General features: G+C 69.7%; 12 protein-coding genes and 5 pseudogenes. 9 read left to right on the top strand and 8 right to left on the bottom strand.

Annotation, left to right across the window (positions count from 1 at the left end; genetic code table 11):
* The first annotated feature begins 195 nt into the window (after positions 1-195).
* The gene (locus QFZ76_RS04285; protein WP_307672419.1) at positions 196-744 is read left to right on the top strand and encodes a DUF1062 domain-containing protein; all 549 of its coding nucleotides are present in this window, start codon (positions 196-198) and stop codon (positions 742-744) included.
* A 45-nt stretch (positions 745-789) separates the two neighbouring features.
* Here the strand turns inward: QFZ76_RS04285 and QFZ76_RS04280 are convergent, their stop codons facing one another.
* The gene (locus QFZ76_RS04280) at positions 790-1,461 is read right to left on the bottom strand and encodes a DNA alkylation repair protein (protein ID WP_307679924.1); all 672 of its coding nucleotides are present in this window, start codon (positions 1,459-1,461) and stop codon (positions 790-792) included.
* A gap of 92 nt (positions 1,462-1,553) precedes the next feature.
* Positions 1,554-1,844, bottom strand: a pseudogene (locus QFZ76_RS04275) (TetR/AcrR family transcriptional regulator C-terminal domain-containing protein); the annotation flags it as partial.
* On the opposite strand from QFZ76_RS04275, the pseudogene QFZ76_RS04270 reads away from it, so the two are divergent.
* Positions 1,742-2,554 (top strand): annotated as a pseudogene (locus QFZ76_RS04270) (amidohydrolase family protein). The pseudogenes QFZ76_RS04275 and QFZ76_RS04270 overlap by 103 nt on opposite strands.
* 135 nt (positions 2,555-2,689) lie before the next feature.
* On the opposite strand, the gene QFZ76_RS04265 reads toward QFZ76_RS04270, so the two are convergent.
* A complete protein-coding gene (locus QFZ76_RS04265) occupies positions 2,690-3,937 on the bottom strand; it encodes an MFS transporter (RefSeq protein WP_307672418.1) in 1,248 nt (415 codons plus the stop codon).
* Between the two features lie 123 nt (positions 3,938-4,060).
* Here QFZ76_RS04265 and QFZ76_RS04260 point away from each other — a divergent pair, with 123 nt between their 5' ends.
* Both QFZ76_RS04260 and QFZ76_RS04255 read left to right on the top strand, forming a co-directional pair.
* Positions 4,061-5,038 carry a LysR family transcriptional regulator gene (locus QFZ76_RS04260; RefSeq protein WP_307672417.1) on the top strand — a complete coding sequence of 326 codons (978 nt, stop codon included), beginning with the start codon at positions 4,061-4,063 and terminating at the stop codon, positions 5,036-5,038.
* Positions 4,986-5,291, top strand: a pseudogene (locus tag QFZ76_RS04255) (hypothetical protein); the annotation flags it as partial. The gene QFZ76_RS04260 and the pseudogene QFZ76_RS04255, both read left to right, overlap by 53 nt.
* Before the next feature lie 146 nt (positions 5,292-5,437).
* Here QFZ76_RS04255 and QFZ76_RS04250 read toward each other — a convergent pair.
* The gene (locus QFZ76_RS04250; RefSeq protein WP_307672416.1) at positions 5,438-6,853 is read right to left on the bottom strand and encodes an MFS transporter; all 1,416 of its coding nucleotides are present in this window, start codon (positions 6,851-6,853) and stop codon (positions 5,438-5,440) included.
* Positions 6,854-6,944: 91 nt separating this feature from the next.
* On the opposite strand from QFZ76_RS04250, the gene QFZ76_RS04245 reads away from it, so the two are divergent.
* Together QFZ76_RS04245 and QFZ76_RS04240 are read left to right on the top strand one after the other, a co-directional pair.
* Positions 6,945-7,529, top strand: a complete 585-nt coding sequence (locus QFZ76_RS04245; protein ID WP_307672415.1) for a TetR/AcrR family transcriptional regulator — start codon at positions 6,945-6,947, stop codon at positions 7,527-7,529.
* Positions 7,530-7,667: 138 nt separating this feature from the next.
* Positions 7,668-8,051, top strand: a complete 384-nt coding sequence (locus QFZ76_RS04240) for a GNAT family N-acetyltransferase (protein WP_307672414.1) — start codon at positions 7,668-7,670, stop codon at positions 8,049-8,051.
* Between the two features lie 84 nt (positions 8,052-8,135).
* Here QFZ76_RS04240 and QFZ76_RS04235 read toward each other — a convergent pair whose 3' ends face one another.
* Together QFZ76_RS04235 and QFZ76_RS04230 are read right to left on the bottom strand one after the other, a co-directional pair.
* A complete protein-coding gene (locus QFZ76_RS04235) occupies positions 8,136-8,729 on the bottom strand; it encodes an IS630 family transposase (protein ID WP_307679892.1) in 594 nt (197 codons plus the stop codon).
* On the bottom strand, positions 8,660-9,262 hold the full coding sequence (locus QFZ76_RS04230; RefSeq protein WP_307672413.1) for a helix-turn-helix domain-containing protein: 603 nt from the start codon (positions 9,260-9,262) through the stop codon (positions 8,660-8,662). Before QFZ76_RS04230 ends, QFZ76_RS04235 begins: the two co-directional genes overlap by 70 nt.
* A gap of 125 nt (positions 9,263-9,387) precedes the next feature.
* On the opposite strand from QFZ76_RS04230, the pseudogene QFZ76_RS04225 reads away from it, so the two are divergent.
* The 3 genes and pseudogenes from QFZ76_RS04225 to QFZ76_RS04215 all read left to right on the top strand — a co-directional run.
* Positions 9,388-10,422 (top strand): annotated as a pseudogene (locus QFZ76_RS04225) (IS630 family transposase); the annotation flags it as partial.
* 217 nt (positions 10,423-10,639) lie between these two features.
* Complete coding sequence (locus QFZ76_RS04220) at positions 10,640-11,734, top strand: IS110 family transposase (protein ID WP_307672412.1); 1,095 nt, start codon at positions 10,640-10,642, stop codon at positions 11,732-11,734.
* A 17-nt stretch (positions 11,735-11,751) separates the two neighbouring features.
* Positions 11,752-12,069, top strand: a pseudogene (locus QFZ76_RS04215) (IS630 family transposase); the annotation flags it as partial.
* 180 nt (positions 12,070-12,249) lie between these two features.
* Here the strand turns inward: QFZ76_RS04215 and QFZ76_RS04210 are convergent.
* Both QFZ76_RS04210 and QFZ76_RS04205 read right to left on the bottom strand, forming a co-directional pair.
* Positions 12,250-13,515, bottom strand: a complete 1,266-nt coding sequence (locus tag QFZ76_RS04210) for an FAD-binding oxidoreductase (RefSeq protein ID WP_307672411.1) — start codon at positions 13,513-13,515, stop codon at positions 12,250-12,252.
* Entirely contained in the window at positions 13,512-14,945 is a 1,434-nt protein-coding gene (locus tag QFZ76_RS04205; RefSeq protein ID WP_307672410.1) for an amidase, read from the bottom strand. The genes QFZ76_RS04210 and QFZ76_RS04205 overlap by 4 nt, the downstream gene beginning before the upstream one ends.
* Between the last annotated feature and the right edge of the window lie 13 nt (positions 14,946-14,958).

Below are 14,958 nucleotides of genomic sequence, written 5' to 3'. Positions count from 1 at the left end.
GCACCGCCACCCGCGCGAAAACCAGTGGAGCCGCACCTCCGTGCGCGATTACCGTGCTCCCGCCCCCTGTCGCCTTGTTGAGGACATGCCGTTGTACACCCAGTGAGACCTCCTGAGCGCTGATTCGTCGCGCGTCGCGCAGGTGCGCCGCGCTCCTTTTCGCTGCGGACTTCTCACTGGAACCGGTGTATTTCTGTGTCCAAAATCTGGGTGGTCGTGCCCACCCGCCTGCCGCTCGTTCTCCGCCGTTGCCACGCGTGCGCCTCCGAGCGCTTCCGGTCAAGCGGCAAATTCCGTGTCAACGCGAACCACAAGCTCATCGACGCCTGGCTCCTCGCGCTGTGCACCGTGTGCGGGGCGACCACCAAGCTCACTGTCCTGGAACGGCTGCACGTGCGCTCCGTACGTCCAGACCTCCTGGACCTGCTCCACGGCAACGACCTTGGCCTTGCAGCCGAGCTGCTCCAGGATCCGGTCGTGCGGCGCCGTAATCGCATCGCCCTCGACTGGGACCACGCCTGGCGCCTCGACACCGGCGGATCGGATCAGCTGGAGGGGGAGGCGATCGAGGTCTTGGTCCGCTTTGCGGCGCGGATCCCTGTCCGGCCGGTACGACTGATCGCTGAAGGCTTCGGCTTTTCGCGAGCCGAGGTCGAGAGACTGATCACCGAGGGGAATCTCGTTTCGGCAGTCTGCCTGAGCGGCAGGCTCTCCGGGGACTTCACCTTCACGCTCAAGCGCTGAGTCCTCCGGGACAGGGCCTGTCCGGCAGGATCCGCCGGACAGGCCCTACTGGTGCTGTCGGCGCACCATCTCGGTGATCCAGACGGGCGCGAACGGAGACGTGCAGCCCGGTGCGGTCGGGTAGTCCTTGAGCACCTCCAGGCGCTCACCGATGGCGAGTGCACGGGCGCGGTGCTCGGCGTGCTCGATCCCGATCTGAGCCAGGCAGTGGTTCATCGCCCACTGCAGGCGATCCGGGGCGTCTTTCATCTCCGCCTCGATGACATCGAGCAGTCCTGCGAGGTCGAGTCCTTCGGGCTTCTTCGCCACGCGTTCGGTGGTCAGCGCCCAGCCGGCACTCGCGACCACTGGATCCGGATCGGCGGACCAGGCCAGACGCAGCTCCTCGGAGTGCGGGTTCTTCTTCACCACGTAGTTCACGAGCCAGTCGTGCACCTTGGGTGCGCGCGCTGCGCGCACCATGGCGTCCAACTCGTCGCGCTCGAACGCCTTCGGGCGGCTGATCAGGATCGCCAGCAGTCTCGCCGCGGTGTCGTCCGTCTCCCAGAGCCGGCACGCGAGGTCCTGCTGCGTCTTCAGCCGCTTCGCGAGTGCACGCAGCTTGCCGAGGTTCACACCGTGATCGTCACCGTGCTTCTCGTTCACCGCGCGTGCTTTCGGGTCCTCCAGCTCGGCCAGTTCGGCCATCACCTCGACCACCATCACCTCGACCACCATCGTCTCGGTGAGCGTGGTCTCGGACACCTCAGCCTCCCTGTCCATCACGGGCGGGATTCAGCCTACGACGGAAGTCGGCCCCCTTGTTGTGCACGGGGTGTCGTGGTCTCGTCCGGGAGTTCCCACATCGTCTCCGGGGCGGCGAGGTCCAGGGCCGAGCCGAGGACCCGGTTCTCCAGGGCCGTGATCAGCGGCATGACGTCCGGGAGGGCGAAGCCGGCGTCCAGCAGCAGCGTGACGGCACGCTCCTACTGCTCCAGGACGCGAGGCGCGCGCACGGGTGAGGTCATCAGGAGCGGGATGCTCCTCGGGTGGGCCGCGAAGGCGGCGCGGTAGGAGTGGGCCCAGGCGGCCAGGGCCGTGTCCCAGGGGGGCAGCGTCAGTGGAGGGCGGCACGGCCTGGCTGCAGCAAGCGGACTGCCACGGGCAGGGCACGCACGCGTTCTGGCCGGACCCGGCCGCGTACACCGCCGCCGTACGGCAGCTGCACGCGGCCGGTCTTCGCACGGCCACGCACGCGATCGGGGACGCGGCCGTGCGGCATGTCCTCGACACGGTGGAGGGGCTCGCCGACGGCGGGCGGTTCGCCCACCGGATCGAGCGCATCGAGACGGTGCCGGACGACATGCTCAGCCGCTTCTCCCGGCTCGGGGTCATCGCGTCCATGCAGCCACCGCACACCGCGTACACCCGGGCCGACCAGGACGACGAGTGGTCGCGGCGGCTGGGGCCCGAGTGAGCCGGTCGGGCGTGGCGCACCCGCGACCTGCGGGGCGCGGGTGCGGTGGTGGCGCTGGGTTCGGACTGGCCGATCCCTCTACGACGTGCGCGGCGTCCTGGCGACCGCACGCGCCCCCTCGGCGCCGCGGCCTCGCGCGGCGGCCTCACGGGGCTGCAGGCGTTGGAGGGCTGCACGACACACGCGGCGCTCGCCGCGGGCGAGTCCGATACCGCCGGGCGCATCGCACCCGGTTTCAGGGCCGACCTCACGGCCTTCGCTCTCGACCCGGTGAAAGCACCGGCGGACGAACTCGCGCAGGCCCCGGTGCGCCTCACCGTGACGGGTGGCCAGGTGGCCCACCGGGTGGCGTGACAGCGCTCGGCACCGCGCACTGCCGTGCGCTGCTCCGTCGGTCGGCGCTCACACAGTTCTGAGGCACGATCACCTCTCGGCACCGTCGTCGTGTGTCGCGCACCCTTCCGGGGCGAGCGGGGCGTTTGCCGTGAGTCATGCGACCCGGACGTCTTCGGCCGACGAGGCGGGCTCAGGGGCGGACAGATGTATCCGTCTGGGCAGCAGGAGCGGGGTGGCCAGCAGGAGGACGCCGGACATGGTGATCGCGGCGAGCGGGCTGGTGAGGGTGGCGAGAATGCCCCAGATCACCATCAGGGCAGCCTGCAGGAGTTTGCTGACGGCACTCCATGTACTGAGGACTTGGGCGGTGTGGTTCACGGGAGTCCGTTGCAGGCGTTCTGTTGCGTAGATCGGGTTGAAGATGCCCATGCAGGTGATCAGCAGGCCCTCGACGATGATCACGGTGAGCAGTCCGGGGATGCCGGGACGGACGAACGCGAGACCCAGCGGGAAGAGCGATCGCAGCCAGCCGGAGACGATCATGACCCGGTGCCGGCCGTAGCGGGTCACGAGGCGCGCGGAGAGGCGGGCGCCCACGAAGCCGCCGAGTGCCGGGATACCGAAGGCAAGACCGTATTGCCAGGCCGGGAAGTGGTACTGGCCCAGCAGGAGGACGGACAGGAGCGGGACGGTGGCCATGATGAGGCCACTGACCAGGATCGAGTTGAGGAACAGGCGCCTCAGTGCCCGGTCGCGGAGGATGAACCGCCAGCCGCCAAGCAGGTCGGCTCCGCGCAACCTTTTGGCCCGGTCGCGGGGTACCGCGACGTCGCCTCCGCGGATGCGGAGGACCCCGAGCGCGGACAGCAGGTAGCTGAGGGCGTCGGCCAGGACAGTGACGACCGGGCCGAGCAACCCGATGAGGGCACCACCGAGGGGCGGGCCCGCCGCGGTCGCCACCCAGCTCGTGCCCTCGAATCTCCCGTTCGCCACGAGGAGGTGATCGCCACGGACGAGATACTTGAGATACGCGCCGGACGCGGCGGTGAAGGCGATGCTCGCGGTCCCGGAGATGACCGATACGACCAGCAGTTGGCCGTACGAGAGCAGGCCGAGGACGTACGCGATCGGGACGCTTGCCGTCGCGACGAACCGGATCAGGTCCATCGCGATCATCACCGGACGCTTGGCCCGGTGCTCGACCCACGGCCCCAGCGACAACGCAACCAGCGACGCGACGGCAAGCCCGGCCGCCTCCAGGACCGACACGGCGAGTGCCGACGAGTGCAGCACTCGAACCGCGATCAACGGGAACGCGCCGAAGGCAATCCATGTCCCGTATGTACTGACCGCGTAGGCCGACCACAGCCAATCAAAACTGCGCCCCAACTGTACGCGCATGCGACTCCCTCGCGACAACCGATGTTCGGGTCTGCGCATCACACCGGCCGCTGCGTCGCGGGATCAAACAACCGACTCCCGGGCGAGCCACAACCATCGGTTGGGCACGCTTATGCTCGATCAATGGATACCGAGGCGGTGCGATCGTTCGTCCGCGCGGCCGAGCTCGGACAGCTGCAGCACGCGGCCGACGAGCTCGGCGTAACGCAACAGGCCGTGTCGAAGCGGATCGCCGCTCTCGAGCGCGAACTCGACGTCCGGTTGTTCACCCGAACCGCCCGAGGGGTCGAGCTGACACTCGACGGCCAGGCTCTCCTGCCGCACGCCCGGGACATCGTCACGGGTGTCGATCGCGCCATCACCGCGATCAGGCCGGGCTCGCGGGCGCTCCGGATCGACGTTCTCGGCCTGCGATCCGCGCAGGCCGTCGTCCTGCACGACTACTGGCGGTCGCATCCCGAGACCGACCTCGACGTGGTGACCCTCAGGGTCAACGACCCGCGCTTGGTGGTCACCGCCGTCCAAGCAGGCGATATCGACGCCTCGTTCCGCTCGGTCACCGACCCGGCCACACTGCCGCGCGACGTACAGATGATCCACGCCTTCGACTCACCGCTGGAACTCCTCGTCGGCCCGAGGCACCCGCTCGCCTCCGCACGAACACTCACACCGTCCCAGCTGCGCCGGCACCGGATCTGGGTGCCGGGTATCGCGCCGCGAAGCGAATGGGCAGAGTTCTACGATCAGCTTGCCACCGACTTCGACCTACGCATCGACGCCGCGGGTCCGCACTTCGGCGACGAGGTACTCCTCGACATCCTCGCGGACTCCGCGGACGTGGCAACCCTCGTGGGCTCGCGCGACCGGTACATCTGGCCGACGAACCACGACCTGCGGCGCATCCCGATCGTGAATCCGACGCTCGCGTACCCGCTCTTTCTCATCCTCCCCCGAGCGAATCCACACCCAGGACTCCGGGCAGTCATCAACCACTTGGGAAGCCTGGCACCGCTCCCCGAGACCGTCTGGCGCCCGTCCTGGGCAACGACAGCACACGACGGAGATGATCGCCCGCGGTCCGACCTTCACCGGCGACGGTGAAACGCCCACCGGCAGCGTGCACATCGTCGACCTGCCAGATCCTGCTGCCGCCCGCTCGTTCCCGGTGGCGCGACCGGTGGCTACCGGTGCCTCGTGCTGGGCCTCGGCTCGGGGCGACGTCGGCACCACCTGACTTGGTACGGCGGTGCTGGTCCGGGTCTCGGACCCGGACACGGCACGCGCCGTCCTGAGCGCGGACCGATACGCCGATGCCGAGGTACACGCCCGGCAGTTCGGCGGGCGGCCGTCATGAACCGTTCCTCAGGACTGGGCACCTGATGGAGCGGTGGTTGGTGGAGTGGACGAAGACGCAGACAGGGCGAGGCGTCCACCACCAGACGGCAGTTGAGTTCCTCGAACGCCTCGCCGGCTGTCACGGCCGTCTGCTCAACCGTGCCCTCACGCCGGGTCGGGCTGTTGGGCGAGCTCACGGGGACCGCGACCGGGCGTCAGTATCAGTGCCAGGACCGCTGCGGCGGCGGCCACGACGGCGCCGGTGGTGAATCCGCGTGAGAAGCCGTCGCTTTCGTTTCCGGCGATGCTCGCCGCGGCCATGCTGGAGACGACGGCGGCGCCCAGCGAGGCGCCGAACTCGTGGAAGGTGCTCACGATTCCGGAAGCGAGGCCGGCCTCGTGCGGTTCGATCTGCCCGAGCGCGGTGGCGGAAGCGACGACGAAGAGCACTCCGGTGCCGGCGGCAGCCACCGCGATGCCGGTCACCAGAGCGGGCGTGCTGTCCCAGAGCGCGGGGATCGACATGCCGGCGGCGGCGACGAGAAGACCGGACACCCCCAGCGTCCGGGGCCCGGTGCTCCCGATCACGCGGCCCGCCGCGGTCGCCCCGGCCATCGTCGCCAGCGCGACGGGCAGGAAGAGCAGACCGGTGGCGAGCGCCCCGTGTCCACGGTGGTCCTGCAGGGAGAACGTACCGAGGAAGAACACCATGATCATCAAAGCGGTGGCCACGAGGATCAGCAGCGTTCCCGTCGCGACCGGCCGGCGGACCAGAAGCCTGACGTCCATCAGCGGAGACGCCGCCCGGTGCTGACGGACGACGAAGGCTGCGTAGAGGAGCGCCGCCGCGGCGACGAGACCGGCTGTCGCCATCGTCAGCCATCCCTTGTCGCCGGCCCTGATCAGGGCGTAGGTCAGGGTGCCCGTGGCGGCGGTCACCAGCACCGCGCCCACCACGTCGAGCCGGCCCCGCGTCGCCGCGCGCGGTTGCGGCGGGAGCTGTGTGCGCAGGACGACGAAGACCACCACGCCCACGGGGACGTTGAGGAAGAACACCCACGGCCACCCGGGGCCCGCGGTGAGCAGCCCTCCCAGGAGCACGCCCAACGCCGCTCCGGTGCCGCCCAGTGACGACCAGATTCCCAGCGCCTTGTTCCGCTCCTCGCCGTCGAAGAGCGTGACGATCAGCGACAGGGCCGCCGGGGACAGCATGGCCGCCGCAAGTCCCTGCACCACGCGTCCCCCGAGCAGCAGGGGGCCGGAAGTGGCCAGGCCCGCCAGCAGCGAGGCGCCGGCGAACAGCAGCAGAGCCACCAGGACCAGGCGCCGGGCCCCGAACAGGTCGGCGGCGCGGCCTCCGAGCAGGAGCAGGCCGCCGAACGCGAGGGTGTAGCCGCTCACGACCCAGGTGAGCGCCTCGCGCTCCAGGCCGAGGTCGGCGCCCAGGTGGGGCAGCGCGATGGCGACCACGGTGACATCCAGGATCAGCATCAGCTGCGCGACGCCCACGAGTCCCAGGATCTTCCAACGGCGCGGGTCGGGACCGTCGCTGCGACTGGTGGAGGCCATCGGTTCGGTCATGACGGAGACCCCTTCACGGTAAGTCAAACACCAGTGTTCGAGTTATAGGCGCTACTCTAACCCGTACACCACTGTTTGAGTTAGGGGTTGCATGTCTCGCTCAGTGCCCGGAGCCACCCGCAGGGCCGACGCCCGGCAGAACGTGGAGAAGATCGTCGACGCGGCCATCGACTGCCTCAGCCGCAGTTCAGACGCGAGCGTGGTCCAGATCGCACACGCCGCAGGGGTCGGCCGGGTCACCCTCTACGGCCACTTCCCGTCCCGGGACAGCCTGATCGAGGCGGCGCTGACCCGCCTGCTCGCCCAAGGTGACGAGGTGTTGGAGGACCTCGACCTCACGGGTGATCCGCGCACCGCGCTGGACACCCTCATCAGGTCGAGCTGGCTCCTGATCGCGCAGGCGAGCGCCGTCCTCGAAGCGGCGCAGACGGTGCTGCCCCCCGGACGGATTCACGCCCTGCACGCCAGGCCCGAGCAGCGTGTCCGTGACCTGATCACGCGCGGCCAGGCGGAAGGCGTCTTCCGGGGCGACCTCCCCGCGAGCTGGTTGGCGAGCGCCCTCCATCACGTCCTCAAGGGTGCGGCGGCAGACGTGGCGAACGGAACGCTGGATCCGGAGGACGCCCCGCGCTTCGTCACGCAGATCGTCCTGGCGGCCTACACCCCGCGCGCGTGAAGGGTGGCACGCACGTCCTGGCTCGGGCGCCTGCGCCGCTTCAACGCCCCGCGATCTCCACGGGCATTGCCTCCACCTGCCTCCATCTCTAATCTGTAGCAGGTGAAAGCTGATATCAGTCCTTACGTGGTGCGTGCGATGACGCCTTCCGTGGAGACGTATCTCCGACTCCGGTCCGTGTCCGGCCTGAGCGCCAAGACGGCTGAGGCGGCTCGGGCCGGGCTGCCGAACACGTGGCAGGGCGTGACCGTGCTCTGCGGGGACGAGCCGGTCGGGATGGGACGTGTCATCGGCGACGGAGGCTGCTTCTTCCAAATCGTCGACATCTGCGTCGCGCCCGAGCACCAAGGCCGAGGCCTGGGCAAGCGGATCATGGCCGAGCTGATGCAAGAACTGGAGCATCGAGCACCGGCCGGTGCGTATGTGTCACTGATCGCGGACGGTGATGCCCGCTTCCTGTACGAGAAGTTCGGCTTCACACCGACCATGCCCGCCTCGATCGGCATGCACCGCACCGTCTGAGATGCCGGCCGAGCCCTCAGGCCGCCGAACGTCCACTGCTTCTACAGACCTATCCAGCTGTTTCTAGAACTAGTGCTTCGTTCCTCAAAGGACGTACACATATCGGCGGCGTAAGCGCCGTGTGGGCGGTGCGGGTCTGCCCCAGATCCAGGGTCGGGCGCGGGCGTTGAGCTGGGCTGTGGCCACTTCGGTGGCGTGGGTGATGTGGTCGCGGTCGCCGAAGGAGCGTCCGGCCAGGGCGGTCTTGCGGAAGATGCGCCACCAGCCCTCTTGGAGGTTCAGCCAGCAGGCGCCGACCGGGATGAACACGTGCCTGATGCGGGGGTGGTCCTCGAGCCAGGTTCGGGTGGACACGCTGTTGTGCGAGGACAGATTGTCGGTGATCACATAGATGTCCCCGACGGGGTTGGCGTCCTCGACCAGCTGAAGGAACTGCTGGTAGAAGGCGCTGTTGCGGGAGGTGGCGGTCATCGTGAGCTCCTGGCCGTCGCGGACGCGTAAGGCGCCGTAGACCCAGGTTTTCTCCGGTCCGCGGGAGTAGTCGATCTCGTTCTTGATGCGGTGTCCGTCCGGTGACCAGCCCGGTGCCGGCGGGAAGGCGCGTGGGATCACCGGGCCGAGCTCGTCGGCGCAGACGACCGTCGCACCGGCGGGCGGGCTGGTGTAGAGCTCGACGATCCGCGTCCTTTTCCCTCGAAGTCTGCATCTCTCGGGCGCGTCCACGAGCGTGTGCGCCGCCAGCGCACGCCCTCGGCCAGCAGGATGCGGCGCACCTGGGAGCGGCTTACCTCGATTCCCAGGTCCCGGGCCGCGGCAGCCAGTGCGTCCAAGGTCCATTCCGAGGGTCCCGACTCGTCCGCGGCCCACATCTCGTTCGACGGCTGCACCTCAAGCCGACCGGGCGGGGTCTGCTTGACCATCGCGATGATCCGGGAGCGTTCGGCCTCGGTGATCCTTCGCTTGCGGCCCTGCCCGCCCAGATCTTCCAGGCCCTCAAGCCCCAAGCGGTTGAACCGGTGCAGCCAGCGGCGCACCGTCTTCTGACTGCACCTCAGCTCGTCGGCGATCTGCGGGACCAGCCAGCCGTCCCAGCTCAGCTCCACCATCCGGCACCGCTCCACCAGAACCTTCGGCGCCTTCCTGGCAGCCGCCAGACGGTGGACCACCGCTTGCTCGCCCTCGTCACGGCCCGGCCGTACCCGTAACACCATCGTCCAGCACCCGCCCCCGAGTACCCGCAACCACCCCGCTACCAGCAGCTCTACCCACCGAAAGCGGAATTCAGCACTAGTGTGCTGCGCCGGAAATCCTGAGGGTTAGTAAGTACCCTGTCGTCATGTCGCATTCGGGGCCTTCTGCTGCAGAGATCACGTTGTCCGAGGCCGAGCGTGCCGAGTTGGTGCGCCGGACGCTGATGCCGCACCGGCGCTCGGCCGAGAAGGCCCGCATCATCCTGGCGTGCGCTGACGGCATGTCAAACGCGGGTGTCGCACGGCTCGTCGGTGTCCAGGCCAAGACGGTCGGCAAGTGGCGTCGGGCTTTCGCCGCAGAGCGGATGGCTGGGCTTGAGGACGCCGGCTGGATCGGCCGGCCGAAGGCCGACCTGATCCTCGACGATGCTGAGCGCAGGCAGCTGCAGCAGTGGGCGCGGCAGGCGAAGACCGCTCAGTTCCTCGCGTTGCGGGCCAAGATCGTGCTGCGCTGCGCGGAGGGCGGGACGAACCAGCAGGCCGCGGCCGACCTCGGCATCGACAGGTCGACCGTGGACCGCTGGCGGGCCCGGTTCATCGCGAAACGCCTCGATGGTCTGCAGGACGAGCCACGCTCGGGCCGGCCGCCGTCGATCCTCCTCGACCAGGTCGAGGAGGTCGTCGTGGCCACCCTGGAGTCGGTCCCGGGCCAGGACACGCACTGGTCACGGGCCTCGATGGCCCAGCGCACCGGCCTGTCGAAGTCGACGATCGGGCGGATCTGGAAGCGGTTCGGCCTCAAGCCCCACCTGCAGGACTCCTTCAAGCTGTCCACGGATCCGCAGTTCGTCGCCAAGGTCGTCGACGTGGTCGGCCTGTACCACCACCCGCCCGAGAAGGCGGTTGTGCTCTGCGTGGACGAGAAGAGCCAGATCCAGGCGCTGGACCGCTCACAGCCGGTCCTGCCGATGATGCCGGGCATGCCCGAACGCCGTACCCACGACTACCTGAGGCACGGCATCACCAGCCTGTTCGCCGCCTTCAACATCGCCGACGGCACCGTCATATCGGCACTGCACCGCCGCCACCGGGCGATCGAGTTCAAGAAGTTCCTGATCCGGATCGACAAGGCGGTGCCCGCCGGCCTCGACGTCCACCTCGTCTGCGACAACTGTGAGACTCGTGGGGTGCCGCCGGGGGCCGGAGCCTGACCCGTGCGACAACTGGCCTCAGCTGCCTTGGAGTAGATCTGTCGGTTCCGGCCCCCCGGCGATGCTTGCTGCCGCCGGACCGGCGGGCGTGTCCCGATAGGGGCCTTGCCCTACAAGGCACCATCACAGTTCTGACCGCCCACCCGGCCCGGCGTCGGCCATCAGCCCCAGCCGATGAAGGAGCCGCGTGACCGTCACCAGCATGCCCCAGCCGACCCTGCCCGCACAGCGGGCAGCACAGCCCGCGGAGGACGTGATCCTCGGGGTCGACACCCACAAGGACGTGCACGTCGCCGCAGTGATCACCGTGCTCGGCGCACTGCTGGCTCACCAGGAGTTCCCGACCACCGCTGCCGGATACCGCCAACTCCTCGCCTGGGCCCGCTCCTTCGGCATCCTGCACCGTGCCGGAGTGGAGTGCACCGGATCCTACGGAGCCGCCCTGGCGCGCTTCCTGCGGCAGGAGAACATCCAGGTCATCGAGGTCAACCAGCCTGATCGTGCCACCCGGCGCAAGCGGGGCAAGACCGACGCCGTCGACGCGGACGCCGCTGCCCGTGCCGTTTTGTCCGGACGCGCCACCACCACGCCGAAGACGGGTGAAGGCCCGGCCGCGGACCTGCGCGTCCTCAGACTGGCCAAGGAATCGGCCGTCAAGGCCCGCACCCAGGCGATGAACCAGCTCAAAGCCGTACTCCTGGGCGTCGACCCCGTACTGCGCGAGTCCTTGTCCGGACTCAGGAACCCGGCGCTGATCGCGCGGTGCGCGGACGGCCTTGCCGACAGCAACGACGCGGCCGCCTTCACCCTCCGGCTCCTGGCCCGCCGCATCCAGCACTTGACCTGCGAGGTTAAGGATCTCGCCCGCCGAGTCACCCGGGCCGTCCGCGCACACCGCCCGCAGCTGCTGGAGATCGTCGGCATCGGGCCGGACAGCGCCGCAGCCCTCCTCGTCGCCGCCGGCGACAACCCCGACCGGATCGCCACCGAGGCGTCATTCGCCGCTCTGTGCGGCGTCAGCCCGGTCGAACAGTCCTCCGGCAAGACCCAGCGCCGACGGCTAAACCGCGGGGGCAACCGGCAGGCCAACGCCGCCCTCTACCGCATTGTCATGACCCGCATCCGCTGGGACGAGCGCACCCGCTCCTACCTGGAGCGACGCACCAAACAGGGCATGTCGAAGCGTGAGATCATCCGCTGCCTCAAGCGCTACGTCGCCCGCGAGATCTACCACCAGATCCAGCCGAAGACGGTCACCCCAAATCCCTCTCCCGCAACTTGACGAAACATAGGGGCATCTACGCCACCCACAACACCGCCGAGATCAGGACGTGGCTCGGTAAGCACCCACGCTTCCACGTCCATTTCACCCCCACCGGCTCCTCCTGGATGAACCAGGTCGAGCGGTGGTTCGGCCTGCTCACCGACAAGCTCATCCGCCGCGGCGTCCACACCTCCGTGAAGGCGCTGGAGGACGACATCACTGCATGGATCGACACCTGGAACGAGAACCCGCGGCCCTTCACCTGGACCAAGACCGCCGACGAGATCCTCAACTCCCTCGCCGACTACCTCACCAAGGTCGGAACCACCGGCCAGAAAACAGAGCAGAACTAACCCTCAGGATTTCCGGCGCGTCACACTAGGGCCGCTGCAGGCAACGTTCGCCCGTCAAGGAGCGGCGTCCGGTGCGGCGAGTGGGGGCACCGCCCACGCCCTTGAGGCAGTGGGGGAGCGTGCCGGGCGTCGTGACGGGGCGAGCGTTGCCTGTCGGGGCACTGGAGCCCCGTCCAGCGGTCAGCGCAGCGGATGCAGAGGAGTGAGCTCGGCGGCGCTCCGCCCGGTCACGATCGACTCGGCCAGGAGCTTGCCGCTCAGCGGGCCCAGGGCGATGCCCCACATCCCGTGGCCGCCGCAGACGTGGACGCGCGGTGAGCGGGTCGGGCCTACGAGGGGCAGCCCGTCCGCGGTGCAGGGGCGTGGGCCCGCCCATTCGTCGCTACGGCGGCTGAAGTCGGCGCCGGGCAGCATGGGGCGGGCCGCGTCGATGACGGCCTGGACGCGGCGGGGGTCCGCGGGCCGGTCGGGGGCGGTGAACTCCATCATTCCGGCGACCCGTACCCGATCGGCGCCCAGCGGTGTGCAGACCACGCGCTGGGCGGCGAAGTACGTGGGCCCCGTGGGCAGTCCCCCGGCGGGCAGGGTGAAGCTGTAGCCGCGGCCGGACTGGACGGCGGCGCGGACGCCGAAGGGTGCCGCCAGCCGGTTCAGCCATGCTCCGTTGGCCAGGACGGCCACGTCGGCGCGCAAATCCGTGCCGTCGGAGCCCAGCACGGCGACTTCGCTCCCGTGATCCTGTACCCGGGTGACACGCAGACCCTCGACGACCTTGCCGCCCCGCTCGCGCACCGCGTCGGCGAGCGCCGCCACATAGGCCCCCGGGTTCAGGAAACGCTGGCCGTGCAGCCGTACGGCGGCGCCCGTCCGTTCCGACAGCGCCGGCTCTTGGTCGCGGGCCTCGGCGCCGGAGAGCAGGTCGTAGTCGACGCACTGGCCTGCCGCGCGCACCGCCTCCAGCTCATGAACGAACGGCTGGCGGGCGGCCTCGGTGGTGAAGGCGATGAGGCACGGGTCGCTCGCCCGGGTCGGTTCGGCGACGCCGCCTCGGGCGAGTTCGTCGTACGCGGCCAGCGCCTGCCGGTTCAGCGGGGCGAGGGCGCTCATCGCGACCTGCCAGCGCCGAGGAGTGCAGTTGCGGCTGAACGACAGCAGGAACCGGGCCAGCCGCGGGTCCGCGCGGGGCGGGATGTAGAGGGGCGAGGCCGACGAGAGCAGGGTGCGCAGCCCCAGCCGCAGGGCGCCCGGCTCGGGCAGCGGTACGGCGAGGGCGGGCGAGAGCCAGCCGGCGTTCCCCCAGGACGCGCCGGCCGCGACCTGCCGGCGGTCGACGACGGTGACCTCGACGCCGGCTTCCTGGAGGAACCAGGCGGTGGCCAGGCCGGTCATGCCGGCGCCGATCACGAGGGCGGTGCGCGGAGGCACGACGGTCTTGCGCGGGGTCATACGGTGCTCCTGTCCTTGAGGGCGACGGGCGGCCTGCGCTCGCCGGTCCGCAGCGCCTGCTCGATGGCGTATCCGGCTTGCAGCACCGCCCGGTCCTGTCGGTGCGGGCCGACCACCTGAAGCCCGACGGGCAGACCCTCGGGGGTGAAACCGGCCGGCACCGACAGCGCGGGACAACCGGTGACGGAGATCAGGTAGGCCGAGCGCATCCAGTCCAAGTAGGTCTCCATCGCCGTGCCGTCCACGGAGGCGGGGTAGGGGAGCCGGATGTCGAACGGGGCGACCTGGCTGACCGGCAGCAGCAGAAGGTCGTACGTCTCGAAGAACTCCCGGACGCGGTGGAAGAGGGCGGCCTGCAGCAGCTGCGCCCGGCTGAGGTCCGGGCCCGTGAGCCCTCGCCCCTCCTCGATGTTCCACACCACGTCCGGGGCCATCCGGTTGCGGTGTTCGTCGAGCAGGGGGCCGTAGGCGAGTTCCATCTGCCAGGCGCGCTGGACGAGGAAGACCTCGTCGGCCCCGGACAGATCAGGGCAGGCCTCCTCGATCTCGCAGCCCAGGGAGGCGAACGCCTCGACCGCCGGCTCGAGTGCGTCCCGCACCTCGGCGTCGACGGGCACGGTCCCGCCGAGGTCGGGCGACCAGGCCACGCGCAGGCCGCGCACCTCGCCATCCAGGGGTCCCATGAAGGCGGAACCCGGCGTCTCCAGGGCGAGCGGGCTGCGCGGGTCGGGGCCCGCGAGCGCGGACAGGAGCAGTGCCACGTCCGGCACGGTCCTGGCCATCGGCCCCTTCACCGACAGCTGTGCCCACGGCGCCTTGTCGGGCCAGGACGGAACCCGCCCGGGGGAGGGGCGCAGCCCCACGACGTTGTTGAAGGAGGCGGGATTGCGCAGCGACCCTCCCGTGTCACTGCCGTCGGCGATCGGCAGCATTCCGCAGGCGAGCGCGGCCCCCGCACCGCCGCTGCTGCCGCCCGCGCTGCGGGAGAGGTCGTACGGATTGCGGGTGGGCCCGAACACCTTGTTGACGGTGTGCGAACCCATGCCGAGTTCGGGGACGTTGGTCTTGCCGAGGGTGATGGCCCCGGCGTTCTTGAGGCGCTCGACGACCAGGTGGTCCCGGTCGGGAATCCGGTCGGCGAAGACCGGCGAACCGTACGTCGTCCGGATGCCCGCGGTGTCGTGCAGGTCCTTGTGCGCGACCGGCAGACCGTGCAGCGGGCCCACCTCCGCACCCGACACCAGCCGCGCGTCGGCCTTGGCAGCCTCTTCCAGCGCCTGATCGGCGACCAGGGTGACGATGGCGTTCACCGCCGGATTGACGCGTTCGATGTGTTCCAGGTGGGCGGTGACGACCTCCCGGGCGGACACCTCGCGGCGCCGGATCGCGGCGGCGAGATCGGTGGCACTCCGGAAGCAGAGTTCATCCATGGGGTTCACTGCG

The sequence above is a fragment of the Streptomyces sp. V4I2 genome, assembly GCF_030817655.1.
Classification (GTDB): Bacteria; Actinomycetota; Actinomycetes; order Streptomycetales; family Streptomycetaceae; genus Streptomyces; species Streptomyces plumbiresistens.
This window is presented reverse-complemented; position numbering and strand designations above follow the sequence as displayed.